This is a genomic window from Streptomyces sp. NPDC058637 (assembly GCF_042717325.1).
Taxonomy (GTDB): Bacteria; Actinomycetota; Actinomycetes; order Streptomycetales; family Streptomycetaceae; genus Streptomyces.
This window is the reverse complement of sequence record NZ_JBHXRD010000029.1, coordinates 15,707-35,718: the sequence shown is the minus strand read 5'-3', so window position 1 is coordinate 35,718 and position 20,012 is coordinate 15,707. Positions and strand designations below refer to the sequence as shown.

Below are 20,012 nucleotides of genomic sequence, written 5' to 3'. Positions count from 1 at the left end.
GCACGCCCACATGCCTGATTCCTCCACCATCCACGGAGAACTCCCCAGATGCTGTGCCTTCCCGGTGGAAACCCCCGGACCCCCCGACACCTCATCTCGGCCGCAGACCTCACCCGCGACGACGCCGTCCTGATCCTCGACACCGCCGAGGAGATGGCCCGGGTCGCGGACCGGCCGATCAAGAAGCTGCCCACCCTGCGCGGCCGTACCGTCGTCAACCTCTTCTTCGAGGACTCGACGCGTACCCGTATCTCCTTCGAGGCCGCCGCGAAGCGCCTCTCCGCCGACGTCATCAACTTCTCCGCGAAGGGCTCGTCCGTCTCCAAGGGCGAGTCCCTCAAGGACACCGCCATGACCCTGGAGGCGATGGGCGCCGACGCCGTCGTCATCCGGCACAGCGCCTCCGGTGCCCCCTACCGCCTCGCCACGTCCGGCTGGATCGACGGCGCCGTCGTCAACGCCGGTGACGGCACGCACGAGCACCCCACCCAGGCGCTGCTGGACGCGTTCACGATGCGCCGCCGGCTGGTCGGGGCCGACGCCGGCATCGGCAAGGACCTCGAAGGCCGCAGGATCACGATCGTCGGCGACATCCTGCACAGCCGGGTGGCCCGCTCCAACGTCCACCTGCTCACCACACTCGGCGCGCAGGTCACCCTCGTCGCCCCGCCCACCCTGGTGCCGGTCGGCGTCGAGCAGTGGCCCTGCGAGGTCAGCTACAGCCTCGACGACGCGCTGCCGAACTCCGACGCGGTGATGATGCTCCGTGTGCAGCGCGAACGCATGAACGCCGCGTACTTCCCGACCGAGCGCGAGTACTCCCGCCGCTACGGCCTGGACGGCCTGCGCATGGCGCGCATGCCCGAGCACTCCATCGTCATGCACCCCGGGCCGATGGTCCGCGGCATGGAGATCACCGCCGAGGTCGCCGACTCGGACCGTTGCACCGCCGTCGAGCAGGTGGCGAACGGGGTCTCCACCCGCATGGCCGTCCTGTACCTGCTGCTGGGCGGCTCCGAGACCGCCCTGCCCTCCGCCGCACGCACCGAGGAGAACAAGTAACCATGAGCAAGATCCTTATTCGCGGCGCGAAGATCCTCGGCGGCGAGCCCGGCGACGTCCTCATCGACGGCGAGACCGTGGCCGAGGTCGGCACCGGCATCGAGGCCGGCGACGCCACCGTGATCGAGGCGGCGGGCCAGATCCTGCTGCCCGGCCTCGTCGACCTGCACACCCATCTGCGCGAGCCCGGCCGCGAGGACTCCGAGACCGTCCTCACCGGCACCAGGGCCGCCGCGTCCGGCGGCTTCACCGCCGTGCACGCCATGGCCAACACCTTCCCCGTCGCCGACACCGCGGGCGTCGTCGAGCAGGTCTGGCGGCTCGGCAAGGAGTCCGGCTACTGCGACGTGCAGCCCGTCGGCGCCGTCACCGTCGGCCTGGAGGGCAAGCAGCTCGCCGAGCTCGGCGCGATGCACGACTCCGCCGCCGGGGTGAAGGTCTTCTCCGACGACGGCAAGTGCGTCGACGACGCCGTGATCATGCGGCGCGCGCTGGAGTACGTGAAGGCCTTCGACGGCGTCGTCGCCCAGCACGCCCAGGAGCCCCGCCTCACCGAGGGCGCCCAGATGAACGAGGGCGTCGTCTCGGCCGAGCTCGGCCTCGGCGGCTGGCCCGCCGTAGCCGAGGAGTCGATCATCGCCCGTGACGTCCTGCTCGCCGCGCACGTCGACTCCCGGGTGCACATCTGCCACCTGTCGACCGCCGGCTCCGTGGAGATCGTCCGCTGGGCCAAGTCCAAGGGCTGGAACGTCACCGCCGAGGTCACCCCGCACCACCTGCTCCTCACCGACGAGCTCGTCCGGTCCTACGACCCGGTCTACAAGGTGAACCCGCCGCTGCGCACCGAGGCCGACGTCATGGCCCTGCGCGAGGCGCTCGCCGACGGCACGATCGACTGCGTCGCCACCGACCACGCCCCGCACCCGCACGAGGACAAGGACTGCGAGTGGGCCGCCGCCGCCATGGGCATGGTGGGCCTGGAGACCGCGCTCTCCGTGGTCCAGCAGACGATGGTGGACACCGGACTCATCGACTGGGCGGGCGTCGCCGACCGCATGTCGTTCCGCCCCGCGGCCATCGGCCGGCTCGAAGGACACGGCCGGCCCGTCTCGGCGGGTGAGCCCGCCAACCTCACCCTGGTCGATCCGTCATACCGTGGAGCCGTGGACCCCGCGGGATTCGCCTCCCGCAGCCGCAACACTCCCTACGAGGGTCGCGAGCTGCCGGGCCGAGTGACCCACACCTTCCTGCGGGGCCGTGCCACGGTCGTCGACGGGAAACTCGCGTGACAACACTCACCCCCAGTTATCAGCTGTACCAACTGGCCGCCGAGCAGAAGTCGGCCGAAGTGACGGACTGGTCCGCCCGCATCAGCTGGGTCGTCGGACTGCTCGTCTTCGTCGCCTTCGTCTACTGGCTGATGCGCCAGGGATGGAAGTGGCGGGCGAGCCTCCAGTCCGGACTGCCCGAGCTCCCGACCACGCCGGAAGGGTTCGCGGACGGCGGGACGACGCTGACACTGACCGGCCGCTACCACGCCTCGACGATCGCGGGGCAGTGGCTCGAACGGATCGTCGCCCACGGCCTCGGTACCCGCAGCAGGGTCGAGCTGACCCTCACCGAGCGGGGCCTGGACGTCGTACGCCCCGGCGCGGCCGACTTCTTCGTCCCGGCCGCCGCACTCCGCGAGGCCCGCCTCGACAAGGCCCTCGCGGGCAAGGTCCTCCCCGAGGGGGGCCTCCTGGTCATCACCTGGGCGCACGGCGACCAGCTGATCGACTCCGGTTTCCGCTCCGACCACGCGGCCGAGCACCAGGCCTGGGTCGACGCCGTCAACCACCTCACCAGCACTACGGAAGGCACCGCGCGATGACGATCTCCACCCGGGGGGCCGACAAAGCTCCCGCCGTACTCGTCCTGGAGGACGGCCGCTCCTTCCGCGGCCGCGCCTACGGGGCCGTGGGGGAGACCTTCGGCGAGGCGGTGTTCTCCACCGGCATGACCGGTTACCAGGAGACGCTCACCGACCCCTCGTACCACCGCCAGGTCGTCGTGATGACCGCCCCGCACGTCGGGAACACCGGGGTGAACGACGAGGACGCCGAGTCGAAGCGGATCTGGGTCGCCGGTTACGTCGTGCGCGACCCCGCCCGCACCCCCTCCAACTGGCGCTCCCGGCGCTCGCTGGACGAGGAGCTCGTCAGCCAGGGCGTCGTCGGGATCAGCGGCATCGACACCCGTGCGCTGACCCGCCACCTGCGTGAGCGCGGCGCGATGCGTGTCGGCATCTTCTCGGGGAACGCCGTCCAGGACGAGGGCGTACTGCTCGCCAAGGTGCGCCAGGCACCCGAGATGAGCGGCGCCGACCTCTCCGCCGAGGTCGCCACCAAGGAGACGTACGTCGTCCCCGCGGTCGGCACCAGGAAGTTCACCGTCGCCGCGATCGACCTCGGCATCAAGGGCATGACCCCGCACCGCATGGCCGAGCGCGGCATCGAGGTGCACATCCTGCCCGCCACCGCCGGCCTCGACGAGGTGTACGCGGTGAAGCCCGACGGAGTGTTCTTCTCCAACGGCCCCGGCGACCCGTCCACCGCCGACCACCCGGTCACCCTCATGCGGGGCGTGCTGGAGCGGGGGACCCCGCTCTTCGGCATCTGCTTCGGTAACCAGATCCTGGGCCGCGCCCTCGGCTTCGGCACCTACAAGCTGAAGTACGGCCACCGCGGCATCAACCAGCCCGTGCAGGACCGCACCACCGGCAAGGTCGAGGTCACCGCGCACAACCACGGCTTCGCCGTCGACGCGCCCCTCGACAAGGTCTCCGACACCGAGTTCGGCCGCGCCGAGGTCTCCCACGTCTGCCTGAACGACCAGGTCGTCGAAGGCCTGCAGCTCCTGGACCGGCCCGCCTTCAGCGTCCAGTACCACCCCGAAGCAGCCGCCGGCCCGCACGACGCCGCGTACCTCTTCGACCGCTTCGTATCCCTGATGGAGGACCAGCGTGCCTAAGCGCTCCGATATCCAGTCCGTCCTGGTCATCGGCTCCGGTCCGATCGTCATCGGCCAGGCCGCCGAATTCGACTATTCCGGCACCCAGGCCTGCCGCGTCCTCAAGGCCGAGGGCCTGCGCGTCATCCTGGTGAACTCCAACCCGGCGACGATCATGACCGACCCGGAGATCGCCGACGCCACGTACGTCGAGCCGATCACCCCCGAGTTCGTCGAGAAGATCATCGCCAAGGAGCGCCCCGACGCGCTCCTGCCGACGCTGGGCGGCCAGACCGCGCTCAACACGGCCATCTCCATGCACGAGAACGGTGTCCTGGAGAAGTACGGTGTCGAGCTCATCGGCGCCAACGTCGAGGCCATCAACAAGGGCGAGGACCGCGAGCTCTTCAAGGGTGTCGTCGAGGCCGTCAAGGCGAAGATCGGCTACGGCGAGTCCGCCCGCTCCGTCATCTGCCACACCATGGACGACATCATCGAGGGCGTCGACACCCTCGGCGGGTACCCCGTCGTCGTCCGCCCCTCCTTCACCATGGGCGGCGCCGGCTCCGGCTTCGCCCACGACGAGGAGGAGCTGCGCCGCATCGCCGGACAGGGCCTCACCCTCTCGCCGACCACCGAGGTGCTCCTGGAGGAGTCCATCCTGGGCTGGAAGGAGTACGAGCTGGAGCTGATGCGCGACAGGAACGACAACGTCGTGGTCGTCTGCTCCATCGAGAACTTCGACCCGATGGGCGTCCACACCGGCGACTCGATCACCGTCGCCCCGGCGATGACGCTCACCGACCGCGAGTACCAGCGGCTGCGCGACATCGGCATCGCGATCATCCGCGAGGTCGGCGTCGACACCGGCGGCTGCAACATCCAGTTCGCCATCGACCCCGCCGACGGCCGGATCATCGTCATCGAGATGAACCCGCGCGTCTCCCGCTCCTCGGCGCTCGCGTCGAAGGCCACCGGCTTCCCGATCGCCAAGATCGCCGCCAAGCTGGCCGTCGGCTACACGCTCGACGAGATCCCCAACGACATCACCGAGAAGACACCGGCGTCCTTCGAGCCGACCCTCGACTACGTCGTCGTCAAGGCCCCGCGCTTCGCCTTCGAGAAGTTCCCCTCCGCCGACTCCACCCTCACCACCACCATGAAGTCGGTGGGCGAGGCCATGGCGATCGGCCGCAACTTCACCGAGGCGCTCCAGAAGGCCCTGCGCTCCCTGGAGAAGAAGGGCTCGCAGTTCGCCTTCACCGGCGAGCCCGGCGACAAGGCCGGACTCCTCGCCCAGGCGGTCCGCCCCACCGACGGCCGCATCAACACCGTCATGCAGGCGATCCGGGCCGGAGCCACCCAGGAAGAGGTCTTCGACGCGACGAAGATCGACCCCTGGTTCGTCGACCAGCTCTTCCTCATCAAGGAGATCGCCGACGAGCTGGCCGCCGCCGACAAGCTCGTTCCCGAGCTGCTGGCCGACGCCAAGCGGCACGGCTTCTCCGACGTCCAGATCGCCGAGATCCGCGGCCTGCGCGAGGACGTCGTGCGCGAGGTCCGGCACGCCCTCGGCATCCGGCCGGTCTACAAGACGGTCGACACCTGCGCCGCCGAGTTCGCCGCGAACACGCCGTACTTCTACTCCTCGTACGACGAGGAGAGCGAGGTCGCGCCCCGCACCAGGCCCGCGGTGATCATCCTCGGCTCCGGCCCCAACCGCATCGGCCAGGGCATCGAGTTCGACTACTCCTGCGTCCACGCCTCCTTCGCGCTGAGCGACGCCGGCTACGAGACCGTGATGGTCAACTGCAACCCGGAGACCGTCTCCACGGACTACGACACCTCCGACCGGCTCTACTTCGAGCCGCTCACGCTCGAGGACGTCCTGGAGATCGTGCACGCCGAGTCGCTCGCCGGCCCGATCGCCGGAGTCATCGTCCAGCTCGGCGGCCAGACCCCGCTCGGCCTGTCGCAGGCGCTCAAGGACAACGGCGTGCCGATCGTGGGGACCTCCCCGGAGGCCATCCACGCCGCCGAGGACCGCGGAGCCTTCGGCCGGGTCCTCGCCGAGGCCGGCCTGCCCGCCCCGAAGCACGGCACCGCCACCACCTTCACCGAGGCCAAGGCCATCGCCGACGAGATCGGCTATCCCGTCCTCGTACGCCCGTCCTACGTGCTGGGCGGCCGTGGCATGGAGATCGTGTACGACGAGTCCCGGCTCTCCTCGTACATCGCCGAGTCCACCGAGATCAGCCCCACCCGGCCGGTCCTGGTCGACCGCTTCCTCGACGACGCGATCGAGATCGACGTCGACGCGCTCTACGACGGCACCGAGCTCTACCTCGGTGGCGTCATGGAGCACATCGAGGAGGCCGGCATCCACTCCGGCGACTCCGCCTGCGCGCTGCCCCCGATCACCCTCGGCGGCTACGACATCAAGCGGCTGCGGGCCTCCACCGAGGGCATCGCCAAGGGCGTCGGCGTACGCGGCCTGATCAACATCCAGTTCGCGCTCTCCGGCGACATCCTCTACGTCCTCGAAGCCAACCCCCGCGCCTCGCGGACCGTCCCCTTCACCTCGAAGGCCACCGCGGTCCCGCTCGCCAAGGCCGCCGCCCGCATCTCGCTGGGCGCGACCGTCGCCGAGCTGCGCGCGGAGGGCCTCCTGCCCAAGCACGGCGACGGCGGCACCCTGCCGCTCGACGCGCCGATCTCCGTCAAGGAGGCCGTCATGCCGTGGTCGCGCTTCCGCGACATCCACGGCCGCGGCGTGGACACCGTCCTCGGCCCGGAGATGCGTTCCACCGGGGAGGTCATGGGCATCGACTCGGCCTTCGGCACGGCGTACGCCAAGTCGCAGGCCGGCGCGTACGGCCCGCTGCCCACCAAGGGCCGCGCCTTCATCTCCGTCGCCAACCGCGACAAGCGCTCGATGATCTTCCCGGCCCGCGAACTCGTCGCCCACGGCTTCGAGCTGATGGCCACCTCCGGCACCGCCGAGGTGCTCAAGCGCAACGGCATCAACGCCACCATCGTGCGCAAGCAGTCCGAGGGCGAAGGCCCCGACGGCGAGAAGACCATCGTCCAGCTGATCCACGACGGCCAGGTCGACCTCATCGTCAACACCCCGTACGGAACCGGCGGCAGGCTCGACGGCTACGAGATCCGCACCGCGGCCGTCGCCCGCTCGGTGCCGTGCCTCACCACCGTCCAGGCGCTCGCCGCCGCGGTCCAGGGCATCGACGCGCTCAAGCACGGCGACGTCGGCGTACGTTCCCTCCAGGAACACGCCGAACATCTGACCGCGGCCCGCGACTAGAAGCCGGCAGGGGGACACCGGAAACGGTGTCCCCCTCTTCATGAGGACTGTGTGATGTACAAACTCTTCTTCCAGCTGGTCTTCAAGCGCATGGACCCGGAGCAGGCCCACCACCTGGCCTTCCGCTGGATCCGCCTCGCGGCCCGCGTCCCCGTGCTGCGGACCTTCGTGGCCGCCGTGCTCGCCCCCCGGTACGAGGAGCTGCGCACCGAGGCCCTCGGGCTGCGCATGCACGGACCGTTCGGCCTCGCCGCCGGCTTCGACAAGAACGCGATCGCGATCGACGGCATGTCGATGCTCGGCTTCGACCACGTCGAGATCGGCACGGTCACCGGTGAGCCGCAGCCCGGCAACCCGAAGAAGCGGCTGTTCCGCCTCGTACCGGACCGGGCGCTGATCAACCGCATGGGCTTCAACAACGAGGGCTCCGCGGCCGTCGCCGAACGGCTGGCCACCCGCAACCCCGTCTTCCGCACGACCGTCGGCGTCAACATCGGCAAGACCAAGGCCGTCCCCGAGGCCGAGGCCGTGGGGGACTACGTCAGGTCCACCGAGCGGCTCGCCGCGCACGCCGACTACCTCGTCGTGAACGTCTCCTCGCCCAACACGCCCGGCCTGCGCGACCTCCAGGCCACCGAGGCGCTCCGCCCGCTGCTCACCGCCGTGCGCGAGGCCGCCGACCGCACGGTCACCGACCGGCGCGTCCCGCTGCTCGTCAAGATCGCCCCGGACCTCGCGGACGACGACGTGGACGCGGTCGCCGACCTCGCCGTCGAGCTCGGTCTGGACGGCATCATCGCCACCAACACCACGATCGCCCGCGACGGCCTCGGCCTGAAGTCCGCGGCCCCGCTGGTCGCGGAGACCGGCGGACTCTCCGGCGCGCCCCTCAAGGAGCGGTCCCTGGAGGTCCTGAGCCGCCTGTACGCCCGTGTGGGGACCCAAATCACCCTGGTCGGCGTCGGGGGCATCGAGAACGCCGAGGACGCCTGGCAGCGCGTCCTCGCCGGTGCCACGCTCGTCCAGGGCTACAGCGCCTTCGTCTACGAGGGCCCGTTCTACGCCCGCGCGATCCACAAGGGGCTGGCGGCCCGGCTGGCCGCCTCCCCGTACGCCACCCTCGCCGAAGCCGTCGGCGCCGAGACCCGGAAGGTGACGCGGTGACCCCCGAGCCCTTCGGCGCACGCCTGCGCCACGCCATGGACACCCGCGGGCCGCTCTGCGTGGGCATCGACCCGCACGCCTCGCTGCTCACCTCCTGGGGCCTGAACGACGACATCGCGGGCCTGGAGCGCTTCACCCGCACCGTCGTCGAGGCGCTGGCCGACCGCGTCGCCGTCCTCAAGCCGCAGTCCGCGTTCTTCGAACGGTTCGGCTCGCGCGGCGTAGCCGTCCTGGAGAAGGCCGTCGCGGAGGCGCGCGCCGCCGGGGCTCTCGTCCTCATGGACGCCAAGCGCGGGGACATCGGCTCCACGATGGGGGCCTACGCCGCCACGTACCTCGACAAGGACTCGCCGCTGTTCTCCGACGCGGTCACCGTCTCGCCGTACCTCGGCTTCGGCTCGCTGCGCCCGGCGCTCGACGCGGCCGCGGTCTCCGGCTCCGGCGTCTTCGTGCTCGCCCTCACCTCCAACCCGGAGGGCGCCGAGGTCCAGCGCGCCACCGCCGCGGACGGGCGGTCGCTGGCCCAGGTGATGCTCGACCACATGGCCGCCGAGAACACGGGGGCCACCCCGCTCGGCTCGGTCGGGGCGGTCGTCGGAGCCACGCTCGGGGACGCCGGTGCGAACCTGGCGATCAACGGTCCGCTGCTCGCTCCGGGGATCGGCGCGCAGGGCGCGACGCCCGCGGATCTGCCCGGTGTGTTCGGCGCCTCGGTCGGCAATGTGGTGCCCAGCGTGAGCCGGGGCGTGCTGCGCCACGGACCGGACGCGTCAGGGCTGCGCGAAGCCGCCGGACGGTTCGCGGACGAGGTCCGCGCGGCCGTCTCGGATGGCTGACCATGCCACGTAACAACGCGTTGACGTAATCCTGACCAAAAATCCGGGTTGTTATGACTGAAATGTCCTGGTCGGCTGAGGCTGACCAGGACTTTTCGTCTGTTCTCGCTGACTCAGGCGGCCTTGGCCGCTAGTCTCCGTCGAGGGCCAACGAGCACAGGTTGTTCGTTGCTCACCAGGTGTGGGACCACCAGGTTCCGCACCGGTCCGTATCCGACAGATCGACATCCGAGGTGACGTAGGCGTGGCTCTTCCGCCCCTTACCCCTGAACAGCGCGCAGCCGCGCTCGAAAAGGCCGCCGCGGCTCGCCGGGAGCGGGCCGAGGTCAAGAATCGACTCAAGCACTCCGGCGCCTCCCTCCACGAGGTCATCAAGTCGGGCCAGGAGAACGACGTCATCGGCAAGATGAAGGTCTCCGCCCTGCTGGAGTCCCTGCCGGGCGTGGGCAAGGTCCGCGCCAAGCAGATCATGGAGCGGCTCGGCATCTCCGAGAGCCGCAGGGTCCGGGGTCTCGGCTCCAACCAGATCGCATCTTTGGAGCGTGAGTTCGGCGGCAGCGCCGCCTGACGTTCTCAGGCACTCCTGAGAAGCTGGATAATCGCTCCATGGCTGCAACATCCCGGGGGACGCCCCCCGTACCCCCGGACGTACGTCCGCGGCTGACCGTGCTCTCCGGCCCCTCCGGGGTCGGTAAGAGCACGGTCGTCGCTCATATGCGCAAGGTTCACCCCGAGGTCTGGCTCTCGGTGTCGGCGACGACCCGCAGGCCGCGCCCCGGGGAACGCAACGGAGTCCACTACTTCTTCGTGGACGACGAGGAGTTCGACAAGCTGATCGCCAACGGCGAGCTGCTGGAGTGGGCCGAGTTCGCCGGCAACCGCTACGGCACTCCGCGCCGGGCCGTGCTGGACCGCCTGGAGGCGGGCGAGCCGGTGCTGCTGGAGATCGACCTGCAGGGCGCCCGGCTGGTCCGCCAGTCGATGCCCGAGGCGCAGCTCGTCTTCCTGGCCCCGCCGAGCTGGGACGAGCTGGTGCGCCGGCTCACCGGCCGCGGGACGGAGGCGCCCGACGTGATCGAGCGCCGGCTCGCGGCCGCGAAGGTCGAACTGGCGGCCGAGGCGGAGTTCGATACGACGCTCGTCAACACCGCCGTCGAGGACGTGGCACGTGAGCTGCTAACGTTGATGCTGCAGGCTTCCGGCCTCCGTGGCACCGACGACTGACCTCGCCGGGCTCGCGCGGACGCAGAGCATCACCACTGCGGAACCAGCATGATCAAAGATCTCTTTGATCTCTATCCCCTTCGGAAGGCAGAGAGTGTCCTCTTCCATCACCACGCCCGAGGGCATCATCAACCCGCCGATTGATGAGCTCCTCGAGGCCACCGACTCGAAGTACAGCCTGGTCATCTACGCGGCCAAGCGCGCGCGTCAGATCAACGCGTACTACTCGCAGCTCGGTGAAGGCCTCCTCGAGTACGTCGGTCCGCTCGTCGACACCCACGTGCACGAGAAGCCGCTCTCGATCGCACTCCGCGAGATCAACGCGGGCCTGCTGACCTCCGAGGCCATCGAGGGCCCCGCGCAGTAAGCAGGAATGCACCTTCACCACAGGCCCGGCGGCCAGCACCCGCCGGGCCTGTGGTGTGTCCGGGGCCGGGCCCGCCGAGGGCCGCCCGGCACCGTGAGGCAGCATGGAGTGCGTAGGCCAGAGGGCTGTGCACCGGTCGAGTGCGCGGCGAGACGAGTGCGGGGAGACGCAGTGGAGAAGCCGAAGGTCGTCCTGGGGGTCAGCGGGGGCATCGCCGCCTACAAGGCGTGCGAACTGCTGCGCCGGCTGACGGAGTCCGGCCACGACGTACGGGTCGTCCCGACCGAGGCGTCGCTGAACTTCGTGGGGGCCGCCACCTGGTCGGCGCTCTCCGGCAACCCCGTGTCGACCGAGGTCTGGGACAGCGTGCACGAGGTGCCGCACGTCCGGATCGGCCAGGCGGCCGATCTCGTCGTGGTCGCGCCCGCCACCGCCGACATGCTGGCCAGGGCGGCCCACGGCCTCGCCGACGACCTCCTCACCAACACGCTCCTCACCGCCCGCTGCCCGGTCGTCTTCGCACCGGCGATGCACACCGAGATGTGGGAGCACCCGGCCACCCGGGAGAACGTCGCCACCCTGCGGCGCCGCGGCGCGGTCGTCGTCGAGCCCGCCGTCGGCCGGCTCACCGGCGTCGACACGGGCAAGGGCCGGCTGCCGGATCCCGGGGAGATCTTCGAGGTCTGCCGCCGCGTCCTGGCCCGCGGCGTCGGGACCCCGGACCTCGCCGGACGCCATGTGGTCATCAGTGCGGGAGGCACCCGGGAGCCGCTGGACCCGGTCCGCTACCTGGGCAACCGCTCCTCCGGCAAGCAGGGGTACGCGCTGGCGCGCACGGCCGTCGCCCGGGGCGCCCGGGTGACGCTGATCGAGGCGAACACCGGACTGCCCGACCCCGCGGGCGCCGATGTCCTGCGCGCCGGAACGGCCGTGCAGCTGCGCGAGGCCGTGCTGAAGGCGGCGGCCGACGCCGATGTGGTGGTGATGGCGGCGGCGGTCGCCGACTTCCGCCCCGCCGACTACGCCACCGGCAAGATCAAGAAGAAGGACGGCCAGGAACCGGCGCCCCTCGCCCTGGTCCGCAATCCCGACATTCTCGCCGAGGTCGCCGCGGACCGCGCGCGTCCGGGACAGATCGTCGTCGGATTCGCCGCCGAGACCGACAACGTGCTGGCCAACGGCCGCGAGAAGCTCCGCCGCAAGGGCTGCGACCTTCTCGTCGTCAACGAGGTCGGAGAGCGCAAGACCTTCGGTTCCGAGGAGAACGAGGCCGTGGTGCTCGGAGCCGACGGCGGCGAGACCGCTGTGCCGTACGGGCCGAAAGAGGCACTCGCCGACACCGTCTGGGATCTGGTGGCGGCACGGTTGGGCTAGATTGCGTAAGAGCCGCTCCGGCGGGAAGAAAGCGCAAGATCTTCGGTCATTTCTCGTCGCCGGAAGGAGCGATTGTCGTACCGCCGTCAACAGTGCCGCCGGTCACAGAGCTCCCAAGGGGCGAGACGCGCGGCCCATCCGCCGGAAGCGACCGATAAACTGGTCGACGGAACAAGCCGGGCGCAGCTCCCGGCGGTCCACCAATGATCAGCCAGCAGCCGCTGCAACCCCAGGGAGCGATGTGTCCCGCCGTCTCTTCACCTCGGAGTCCGTTACCGAGGGCCACCCCGACAAGATCGCTGACCAGATCAGCGACACCATTCTCGACGCGCTCCTGCGTGAGGACCCGTCCTCGCGCGTCGCCGTCGAGACCTTGATCACCACCGGTCTGGTGCATGTCGCGGGTGAGGTCACGACCAAGGCCTACGCCGACATCCCCAACCTCGTGCGCAACAAGGTGCTGGAGATCGGCTACGACTCCTCCAAGAAGGGTTTCGACGGAGCCTCCTGCGGCGTCTCGGTCTCCATCGGGTCGCAGTCCCCGGACATCGCCCAGGGTGTCGACACCGCGTACGAGCAGCGGGTCGAGGGTGACGAGGACGAGCTCGACAAGCAGGGCGCCGGCGACCAGGGCCTGATGTTCGGCTACGCCTGCGACGAGACGCCCGAGCTGATGCCGCTCCCGATCCACGTGGCGCACCGGCTCTCGCGCCGCCTGTCCGAGGTCCGCAAGAACGGGACCATCCCGTACCTGCGCCCCGACGGCAAGACCCAGGTCACCATCGAGTACGACGGCGACAAGGCCGTCCGTCTCGACACGGTCGTCGTCTCCTCGCAGCACGCGTCCGACATCGACCTGGACTCGCTCCTCGCACCCGACATCCGCGAGTTCGTCGTCGAGCACGTCCTGGGTCAGCTCATCGAGGACGGCATCAAGCTGGACACCGAGGGGTACCGCCTCCTGGTGAACCCGACCGGCCGCTTCGAGATCGGCGGCCCGATGGGTGACGCCGGTCTGACCGGCCGCAAGATCATCATCGACACGTACGGCGGCATGGCCCGTCACGGCGGCGGCGCCTTCTCCGGCAAGGACCCGTCCAAGGTCGACCGCTCGGCGGCGTACGCCATGCGCTGGGTCGCCAAGAACGTCGTCGCGGCCGGCCTCGCCGCCCGCTGCGAGGTCCAGGTCGCCTACGCGATCGGCAAGGCCGAGCCGGTGGGCCTGTTCGTCGAGACCTTCGGCACCGCCACGGTCGACACCGAGAAGATCGAGCACGCCATCGGCGAGGTCTTCGACCTCCGCCCGGCCGCGATCATCCGTGACCTCGACCTGCTCCGCCCGATCTACGCCCAGACCGCGGCGTACGGTCACTTCGGCCGGGAGCTCCCCGACTTCACCTGGGAGCGCACCGACCGCGTGGAGGCACTGCGCAAGGCCGCGGGCCTCTAGGCACGCTGTTCGTCAGCCCGTAGGCCGGGGCCCGGATGCCGCACGCGGTGTCCGGGCCCCGGCCTACGGGCTGCCCGGGCTGTCAGTGCCGTCTGGTAGGAATTTGGCTGTGAGCAGCGACAACGAGCGGTCCGACGAGCCCGGCGCCGGGGCACCGGAGCAGCTTGCGATCATCCGGGAGACGGTGCGCCGGGCCAAGGTGCCGCGGGCCAAGCCCCGGACCTGGCGGGGCGCCACGCTCGCCGGGGAGCTGCCGGTCGCCCGCGTCCTGGTCAACAAGGGCGCCCTCCACCTCGACCAGTACTTCGACTACGCGGTCCCCGAGGAGCTCGACGCCGACGCGCAGCCCGGCGTCCGGGTCCGGGTGCGGTTCGGGGCCGGGGGGCGGCAGGTCCGCGGCGGCCGGCGCGAGGGCGGCGGCCTCATCGACGGGTTCCTCATCGAGCGCCGTGCCGAATCGGACTACCAGGGGGCCCTGGCGGCCCTCGCCTACGTCGTCTCGCCCGAGCCGGTGCTCGGGCCCGAGCTGCTGGCCCTCTCCCGGGCCGTCGCCGACCGGTACGCGGGCAGCCTCGCCGATGTGCTGCAGCTCGCCGTGCCACCCAGGAACGGCAGGGCCGAGTCCAAGCCATCGCCCGCACCCCTGCCGCCGCCTCCCGTCCCGTCGCCCGGGACCTGGGAGCGGTACGCCCAGGGGTCGGGTTTCCTGCGGGCACTGGTCGAGGGCGGTGCGCCCAGGGCCGTCTGGACGGCGCTGCCGGGGCCGCACTGGCCCCAGGAGATCGCCCGGGCCGTCGCCGCGACCCTGGCCTCGGGCCGTGGCGCGCTCGTCGTCGTACCGGACGGGCGGACCGCGGGGCGGGTGGACGCCGCGCTCACCGAGGTGATGGGCAAGGGGCATCACGCACTGCTGACGGCCGACTCCGGACCCGAGAAGCGCTACCGGGAGTGGCTCGCCGTCCGGCGCGGTTCCGTGCGCGCGGTCGTCGGGACCAGGGCCGCGATGTTCGCCCCCGTCGCCGACCTGGGGCTGGTGGCCGTCTGGGACGACGGGGACTCCAGTCACAGCGACGACAACGCCCCGTTCCCGCACGTCCGGGAGGTGCTGGAGCTACGGGCGACGCACGGCCGGTGCGCGTTCCTGCTCGGCGGGACGAACTGCACCGTGGAGGCCGCCCAGCTCGTCGAGAGCGGCTGGGCGCTGCCCCTGCGCGCGGACCGGGAGCAGCTGCGGATCGCCGCGCCCCTGGTGCGCACCGTCGGCGACGGCGAGCTCGCGCGGGACGGCGCGGCGCGCTCGGCCCGGCTGCCGAGCCTCGCCTGGCAGACCGTGCGGGACGGGCTGCGCAGCGGTCCGGTGCTCGTCCAGGTGCCCCGCCGTGGTTACGCGCCGAGGCTTGCCTGCGAGCGCTGCCGTGAGCCCGCGCGCTGCCGGCACTGCGTGGGGCCGCTCCAGGCCCCGGACCAGCAGGACCTCAACTGCACCTGGTGCGGGCGCGCCGAGACGGCCTGGACCTGCTCCTCCTGCGGAGGGCGGCGGCTCCGGGCACAGATCGTCGGCGCCCGCCGGACCGCCGAGGAGCTGGGGCGGGCGTTCCCCGCCGTCCCGGTGCGCACGTCCGGGCGGGACCACATCCTGGATTCCGTGCCCGGTCAGCCCGCCCTCGTCGTCAGCACCCCCGGGGCCGAGCCCGTGGCCGAGGGCGGCTACGCGGCGGCGCTGCTGCTGGACGGCTGGGCGATGGTCGGCCGGCCCGACCTGCGGGCGGGCGAGGAGGCGCTGCGCCGCTGGACGGCCGCCGCCGCGCTGGTCCGGGGGCAGCCGGAGGGCGGCACGGTGGTGATCGTGGCCGAGCCGACCCTGCGCCCCGTCCAGGCCCTGGTCCGCTGGGACCCGGTCGGCCACGCCCGCCGCGAGCTCGCGGAACGCGCCCAGTTCGGCTTCCCGCCGGTCTCCCGGATGGCCTCGGTGACCGGGCCGCCGGAGGCGATCGCCGCGTACCTCGCCGCCACCGAACTGCCGCCCGAGGCGGAGGTGCTGGGCCCGGTCCCCCTGCCGGGCGCGGTTCCCGGCAGACCCCGCAGACAGGGTGACGCCCCGCCCGGCGTGACCTGGGAACGGGCGCTGGTCAGGGTTCCGCCTGGGCGCGGAGCGGCGCTCGCCGCCGCTCTGAAGGCCTCGCAGGCGGCGCGGACGGCCCGGGGGACCGGCGATCCCGTACGGATCAGGATCGATCCGCCGGACATCGGCTGAGGCGGGGAGGCGGCTCGGGCCGGGGGCGGCTGCGCGTTTCGGCCGTGGCCGGTGTGCCGGGGCGGCCCGGCCGGGTGTGCTGTCCGTCGGCAGAGTACGTCCGGGGGTTCCGGCCGGGTACGTCGGGCCGGGTACGTCGGGCCGGGCACCGGGCGCCTCCGGGTCTGCCACGCCCTTCGGCCGCCGAGCGGGCCCGTGCGGCGGCGACCGGCGGACGGGCCCGGACAGGATCTGCCTCCCCCTCGCCTGACGGCGTCGACCGGCCGGGACGCCCGGGCCGCAGCTCGACGTGTGCCGTACGTGCCCGCCCGCCCCCCGCGTCGACGCGTGCCTACGCACCCCGCCCGCCCTCGCGGCCGACCCGCGCGTCAGCCGTTGCGCGGGCCCGGGAAGGCGCCGGGGCGCAGCTCCTCGCGTGGTGAAGGGCGGTCGGCCGACGGCTGGGGCGGCATGGAGCGGGCCGCGGGCACGACGGGCAGTGCGGGCGAGGAGCCGGACGGTACGGGCAGCGGGCGGGCCACGGTCTCGGTGGTGGCCTCGGCCGTCCCCGGCTGCGGGGCGTTGCGACGGGCGGCACCGTAACGACGGTGCACCGCCTGCTTGGTGACCCCGAGCGCCGAACCCACCGCGTCCCAGGAGAAGCCCAGCGAGCGGTCGAAGTCCACCGCGGCGGTGACCAACGTCTCGACGCTGTCCCGCAGTTCCTGGGCGAGCCGGACCGTCGGGGCCGGGGCCCTGCCGTAGACGACGAAGCCCGCGGACGGGCCGGAGCGGCGCGGACGGTAGACATTGCCCAGCTGCGCAGTGAGGGTGCGCAGCGCGTCCACCTGCCGCCGGACGCGCTCGATGTCCCGCACCAACAGGTGCAGACTGGCACGCGCTTGGGCGTCGTGGGTTGCGTGGTCGGCCATGAACAAGCCTCTCGAACCGGCGTTGAAGTTGAAAGGGATCGGACCGCGCTGGGGCGGCCCACTTCGGTCAATCTCACTTGACCAACGCCTCACCCGTCGATGTGGTCACGCTGTAGGGGCGTATGCGCATATGCGCAGGGCGCACGGACATGCGTACGCCCCCCGCCGGCCGGGCCCACCGGCCCGGCCGCCGACCGCCGCAGTGCGGCAGGCGGTGGTCCCGGGACAGCCCCTAGACTGGTGTGCTGCTCGCCACGCCACCGTACGTTCCGGCCCGAGAGGCAGTCCGCCACCCATGAAGCTCGTCTTCGCAGGCACCCCCGAGGTCGCCGTTCCCGCCCTGGACGCCCTGATCGCCTCCGGCCGCCACGAGGTGGCCGCCGTCGTCACGCGTCCCGACGCGCCCGCGGGGCGAGGCCGCCGGCTCGTCGCCAGCCCGGTGGCCGACCGCGCAGAGGAGGCCGGCATCGAGGTCCTCAAGCCGGTCAAGCCCCGGGACGAGGACTTCCTGGCCCGACTGCGCGAGATCGCGCCGGACTGCTGCCCCGTCGTCGCGTACGGCGCGCTGCTGCCCAAGGCCGCGCTCGCCGTCCCCGCCCGTGGCTGGGTCAACCTGCACTTCTCGCTTCTCCCGGCCTGGCGCGGCGCCGCACCCGTGCAGCACGCGGTGATGGCCGGGGACGAGGTCACCGGCGCGTCGACCTTCCTGATCGAGGAGGGGCTGGACTCCGGACCGGTCTACGGCGTCCTGACCGAGGAGGTGCGCCCCACCGACACGAGCGGAGACCTGCTCACCCGGCTGGCCTTCGCAGGTGCCGGACTGCTCTCCGCGACCATGGACGGCATCGAGGACGGCACCCTGCACGCCGTCCCGCAGCCCGCCGAGGGCATCACCCTGGCACCCAAGATCACCGTCGAGGACGCGCAGGTGCGCTGGTCCGAGCCCGCGCTGCGGGTCGACCGCCTGGTGCGCGGCTGCACCCCCGCCCCCGGGGCCTGGACACTCTTCCGAGGTGAACGCCTCAAGCTGGTCCAGGCCGTACCCGTCCTGGACCGCACCGACCTGGCCCCCGGCGAGCTGTCCGCGGGCAAGAACAGCGTCCACGTGGGCACGGGATCGCACGCCGTGGAGCTCCTCTGGGTCCAGCCGCAGGGCAAGAAGCCGATGAAGGCCGCCGACTGGGCCCGCGGCGTCCGCATCGCCCACGGCGAGCTGCTGGGCCTCTGAGCCGCCCGGGCGGTCCGGAGCCGGAGCGGGGGCGGGCGACGTAGGCTGGGCGGGTTCGCCCCCTCACCATCAGCGGAGCACCTTTCACGTGAACGACCAGCAGCGTCGCCGTCCCGCCAAGCCGCACCGCCGTCCCCAGAAGGACCCCGTGCGGTTCCTCGCCTTCGAGGCGCTCAGGGCCGTCGACGAACGCGACGCGTACGCCAACCTCGTCCTGCCCCCGCTCCTGAAGAAGGCCCGCGCCAAGGGCGACTTCGACGGCAGGGACGCGGCGCTGGCGACCGAGCTGGTGTACGGGACGCTGCGCCGTCAGGGCACGTACGACGCGATCGTCGCCGCCTGCGTCGACCGGCCGCTGCGCGAGGTCGACCCGCCGGTGCTCGACGTGCTCAACATGGGCGTCCACCAGCTGCTCGGCACCCGCATCCCGACCCACGCGGCCGTCTCCGCCAGCGTGGAGCTGGCCCGGGTGGTGCTGGGCGAGGGGCGCGCCAAGTTCGTCAACGCGGTGCTGCGCAAGGTCACCGCGCACGACCTCGACGGCTGGGTGGAGCGGGTCGCTCCCTCGTACGACGAGGACGCCGAGGCGAACCTCTCCATCGTCCACTCGCACCCCCGGTGGATCGTCTCCGCCCTCTGGGACGCGCTGGGCGGCGGCCGTGCCGGGATCGAGGACCTGCTGGAGGCCGACAACGAACGGCCCGAGGTGACGCTGGTCGCCCGCCCCGGCCGCTCCACCACCGACGAACTGCTGGACGCACTGGGGGAGGAGAGCGGCCTTCCCGGCCGCTGGTCCCCCTACGCCGTCCGGATGGCGGAGGGCGGCGAGCCCGGCGCCCTGGCCGCCGTACGGGACGGCAGCGCCGGTGTGCAGGACGAGGGCAGCCAGCTCGTCGCCGCCGCCCTGGCCCTGGCCCCCGTCGAGGGCAGGGACACCAGGTGGCTGGACGGCTGCGCGGGCCCGGGAGGCAAGGCAGCCCTGCTGGCCGCGCTCGCCGCCGGACGCGGCGCGACCCTGCTCGCCGCCGAGAAGCAGCCGCACCGCGCCCGGCTCGTCGAGCGCGCGCTGGCCGGGAACCCCGGCCCCTACCAGGTGATCACCGCCGACGGCACCCGGCCGCCCTGGCAGCCCGGCTCCTTCGACCGGGTCCTGATGGACGTCCCGTGCTCCGGCCTCGGCGCGCTGCGCCGGCGCCCGGAATCCCGCTGGCGGCGCCGCGCGGAGGACCTGGAGAGCTTCGGCCCCCTGCAACGCGGCCTGCTGCGCGAGGCGTTGAAGGCCGTACGGATCGGCGGGGTCGTCGGCTACGCGACCTGCTCGCCGCATCTCGCGGAGACCCGAGTCGTCGTCGAGGACGTGCTCAAGGGGCGCGGCGGAGCACCGTTCGAGGCCGAGTGGGTCGACGCCCGCCCGCTGCTGCCCGGAGTGCCCGCGCTGGGCGACGGGCCGGACATCCAGCTCTGGCCCCACCTGCACGGCACGGACGCGATGTACCTGGCCCTGCTGCGCCGCACGGGCTGACCCCGCCGCCTCGGGGCGCCCGCGGCGGAGCGCGCCCGCCCGGGCCGTCCGTCGGTGTGGACGGTCGCCCGCGATCGCGACCCGCCCGGCCACCCTGCGGTGCGGGGTGTGGTCGTTCACCGCGTAGCTCACCCGGATCTCCGGTTCACCCGAATCGTGGACTCAGGGGAGGGGGCGACCGCCGGTTCACCCGGGGGCGCGGCCGGAAGGCGGGCGGACGATGCCGCACCGTTCGGGAAGCGCCCGGCGCTACCGGTGCAGGCTCGACAGGAGCAGCTGGTCGCACGGCAGAGACCGAGCTGAGGCG

General features: G+C 72.1%; 16 protein-coding genes. 15 read left to right on the top strand and 1 reads right to left on the bottom strand.

Translation table 11 applies throughout. The features are described 5' to 3' along the window. Positions 1 to 48 precede the first annotated feature (48 nt). The 13 genes from ACFWVP_RS25900 to ACFWVP_RS25840 all read left to right on the top strand — a co-directional run bounded on the left by ACFWVP_RS25900 (position 49) and on the right by ACFWVP_RS25840 (position 16,044). On the top strand, positions 49 to 1,062 hold the full coding sequence (locus ACFWVP_RS25900; protein WP_384500144.1) for an aspartate carbamoyltransferase catalytic subunit: 1,014 nt from the start codon (positions 49 to 51) through the stop codon (positions 1,060 to 1,062). A gap of 2 nt (positions 1,063 to 1,064) precedes the next feature. Beyond that, the gene (locus ACFWVP_RS25895; RefSeq protein WP_384500142.1) at positions 1,065 to 2,351 is read left to right on the top strand and encodes a dihydroorotase; all 1,287 of its coding nucleotides are present in this window, start codon (positions 1,065 to 1,067) and stop codon (positions 2,349 to 2,351) included. Continuing rightward, positions 2,348 to 2,935 carry a hypothetical protein gene (locus tag ACFWVP_RS25890; protein WP_384500140.1) on the top strand — a complete coding sequence of 196 codons (588 nt, stop codon included), beginning with the start codon at positions 2,348 to 2,350 and terminating at the stop codon, positions 2,933 to 2,935. The genes ACFWVP_RS25895 and ACFWVP_RS25890 overlap by 4 nt, the downstream gene beginning before the upstream one ends. Continuing rightward, a complete protein-coding gene (gene carA, locus ACFWVP_RS25885; protein WP_384500139.1) occupies positions 2,932 to 4,074 on the top strand; it encodes a glutamine-hydrolyzing carbamoyl-phosphate synthase small subunit in 1,143 nt (380 codons plus the stop codon). Before ACFWVP_RS25890 ends, carA begins: the two co-directional genes overlap by 4 nt. Next, a complete protein-coding gene (gene carB / locus ACFWVP_RS25880; protein ID WP_384500137.1) occupies positions 4,067 to 7,375 on the top strand; it encodes a carbamoyl-phosphate synthase large subunit in 3,309 nt (1,102 codons plus the stop codon). The genes carA and carB overlap by 8 nt, the downstream gene beginning before the upstream one ends. Before the next feature lie 54 nt (positions 7,376 to 7,429). Next, positions 7,430 to 8,539: a quinone-dependent dihydroorotate dehydrogenase gene (locus ACFWVP_RS25875; protein ID WP_384500135.1), complete on the top strand. Its 1,110-nt coding sequence runs from the start codon at positions 7,430 to 7,432 to the stop codon at positions 8,537 to 8,539. Next, the gene (gene pyrF, locus ACFWVP_RS25870) at positions 8,536 to 9,375 is read left to right on the top strand and encodes an orotidine-5'-phosphate decarboxylase (protein WP_384500133.1); all 840 of its coding nucleotides are present in this window, start codon (positions 8,536 to 8,538) and stop codon (positions 9,373 to 9,375) included. The genes ACFWVP_RS25875 and pyrF overlap by 4 nt, the downstream gene beginning before the upstream one ends. A gap of 244 nt (positions 9,376 to 9,619) precedes the next feature. Next, on the top strand, positions 9,620 to 9,943 hold the full coding sequence (locus ACFWVP_RS25865; RefSeq protein ID WP_018524251.1) for an integration host factor: 324 nt from the start codon (positions 9,620 to 9,622) through the stop codon (positions 9,941 to 9,943). A 38-nt stretch (positions 9,944 to 9,981) separates the two neighbouring features. Next, complete coding sequence (gmk, locus tag ACFWVP_RS25860; protein ID WP_384500131.1) at positions 9,982 to 10,599, top strand: guanylate kinase; 618 nt, start codon at positions 9,982 to 9,984, stop codon at positions 10,597 to 10,599. Between the two features lie 94 nt (positions 10,600 to 10,693). Then, a complete protein-coding gene (rpoZ, locus tag ACFWVP_RS25855) occupies positions 10,694 to 10,966 on the top strand; it encodes a DNA-directed RNA polymerase subunit omega (protein WP_003970369.1) in 273 nt (90 codons plus the stop codon). A gap of 171 nt (positions 10,967 to 11,137) precedes the next feature. Continuing rightward, entirely contained in the window at positions 11,138 to 12,340 is a 1,203-nt protein-coding gene (gene coaBC / locus ACFWVP_RS25850; RefSeq protein WP_384500128.1) for a bifunctional phosphopantothenoylcysteine decarboxylase/phosphopantothenate--cysteine ligase CoaBC, read from the top strand. Between the two features lie 241 nt (positions 12,341 to 12,581). Continuing rightward, on the top strand, positions 12,582 to 13,790 hold the full coding sequence (gene metK, locus ACFWVP_RS25845; protein ID WP_056787082.1) for a methionine adenosyltransferase: 1,209 nt from the start codon (positions 12,582 to 12,584) through the stop codon (positions 13,788 to 13,790). A gap of 109 nt (positions 13,791 to 13,899) precedes the next feature. Then, the gene (locus ACFWVP_RS25840) at positions 13,900 to 16,044 is read left to right on the top strand and encodes a primosomal protein N' (protein ID WP_384500126.1); all 2,145 of its coding nucleotides are present in this window, start codon (positions 13,900 to 13,902) and stop codon (positions 16,042 to 16,044) included. 368 nt (positions 16,045 to 16,412) lie between these two features. On the opposite strand, the gene ACFWVP_RS25835 is transcribed toward ACFWVP_RS25840, so the two are convergent. Continuing rightward, the gene (locus ACFWVP_RS25835) at positions 16,413 to 16,955 is read right to left on the bottom strand and encodes a hypothetical protein (RefSeq protein WP_384500124.1); all 543 of its coding nucleotides are present in this window, start codon (positions 16,953 to 16,955) and stop codon (positions 16,413 to 16,415) included. Between the two features lie 295 nt (positions 16,956 to 17,250). Here ACFWVP_RS25835 and fmt point away from each other — a divergent pair, with 295 nt between their 5' ends. Further along, positions 17,251 to 18,183, top strand: coding sequence for a methionyl-tRNA formyltransferase (gene fmt, locus ACFWVP_RS25830; RefSeq protein ID WP_384500122.1), 933 nt, complete (start codon positions 17,251 to 17,253; stop codon positions 18,181 to 18,183). Between the two features lie 88 nt (positions 18,184 to 18,271). Further along, positions 18,272 to 19,705, top strand: coding sequence for an RsmB/NOP family class I SAM-dependent RNA methyltransferase (locus ACFWVP_RS25825; RefSeq protein ID WP_384500120.1), 1,434 nt, complete (start codon positions 18,272 to 18,274; stop codon positions 19,703 to 19,705). Positions 19,706 to 20,012: the final 307 nt, after the last annotated feature.

Coding starts and splice junctions, on each gene's coding strand:
- ACFWVP_RS25900 (WP_384500144.1), top strand. CDS start 49: ATGCTGTGCCTTCCCGGTGGAAACCCCCGGACCCCCCGACACCTCATC.
- ACFWVP_RS25895 (WP_384500142.1), top strand. CDS start 1,065: ATGAGCAAGATCCTTATTCGCGGCGCGAAGATCCTCGGCGGCGAGCCC.
- carA (WP_384500139.1), top strand. CDS start 2,932: ATGACGATCTCCACCCGGGGGGCCGACAAAGCTCCCGCCGTACTCGTC.
- ACFWVP_RS25875 (WP_384500135.1), top strand. CDS start 7,430: ATGTACAAACTCTTCTTCCAGCTGGTCTTCAAGCGCATGGACCCGGAG.
- gmk (WP_384500131.1), top strand. CDS start 9,982: ATGGCTGCAACATCCCGGGGGACGCCCCCCGTACCCCCGGACGTACGT.
- ACFWVP_RS25835 (WP_384500124.1), bottom strand. CDS start 16,955: ATGGCCGACCACGCAACCCACGACGCCCAAGCGCGTGCCAGTCTGCAC.
- fmt (WP_384500122.1), top strand. CDS start 17,251: ATGAAGCTCGTCTTCGCAGGCACCCCCGAGGTCGCCGTTCCCGCCCTG.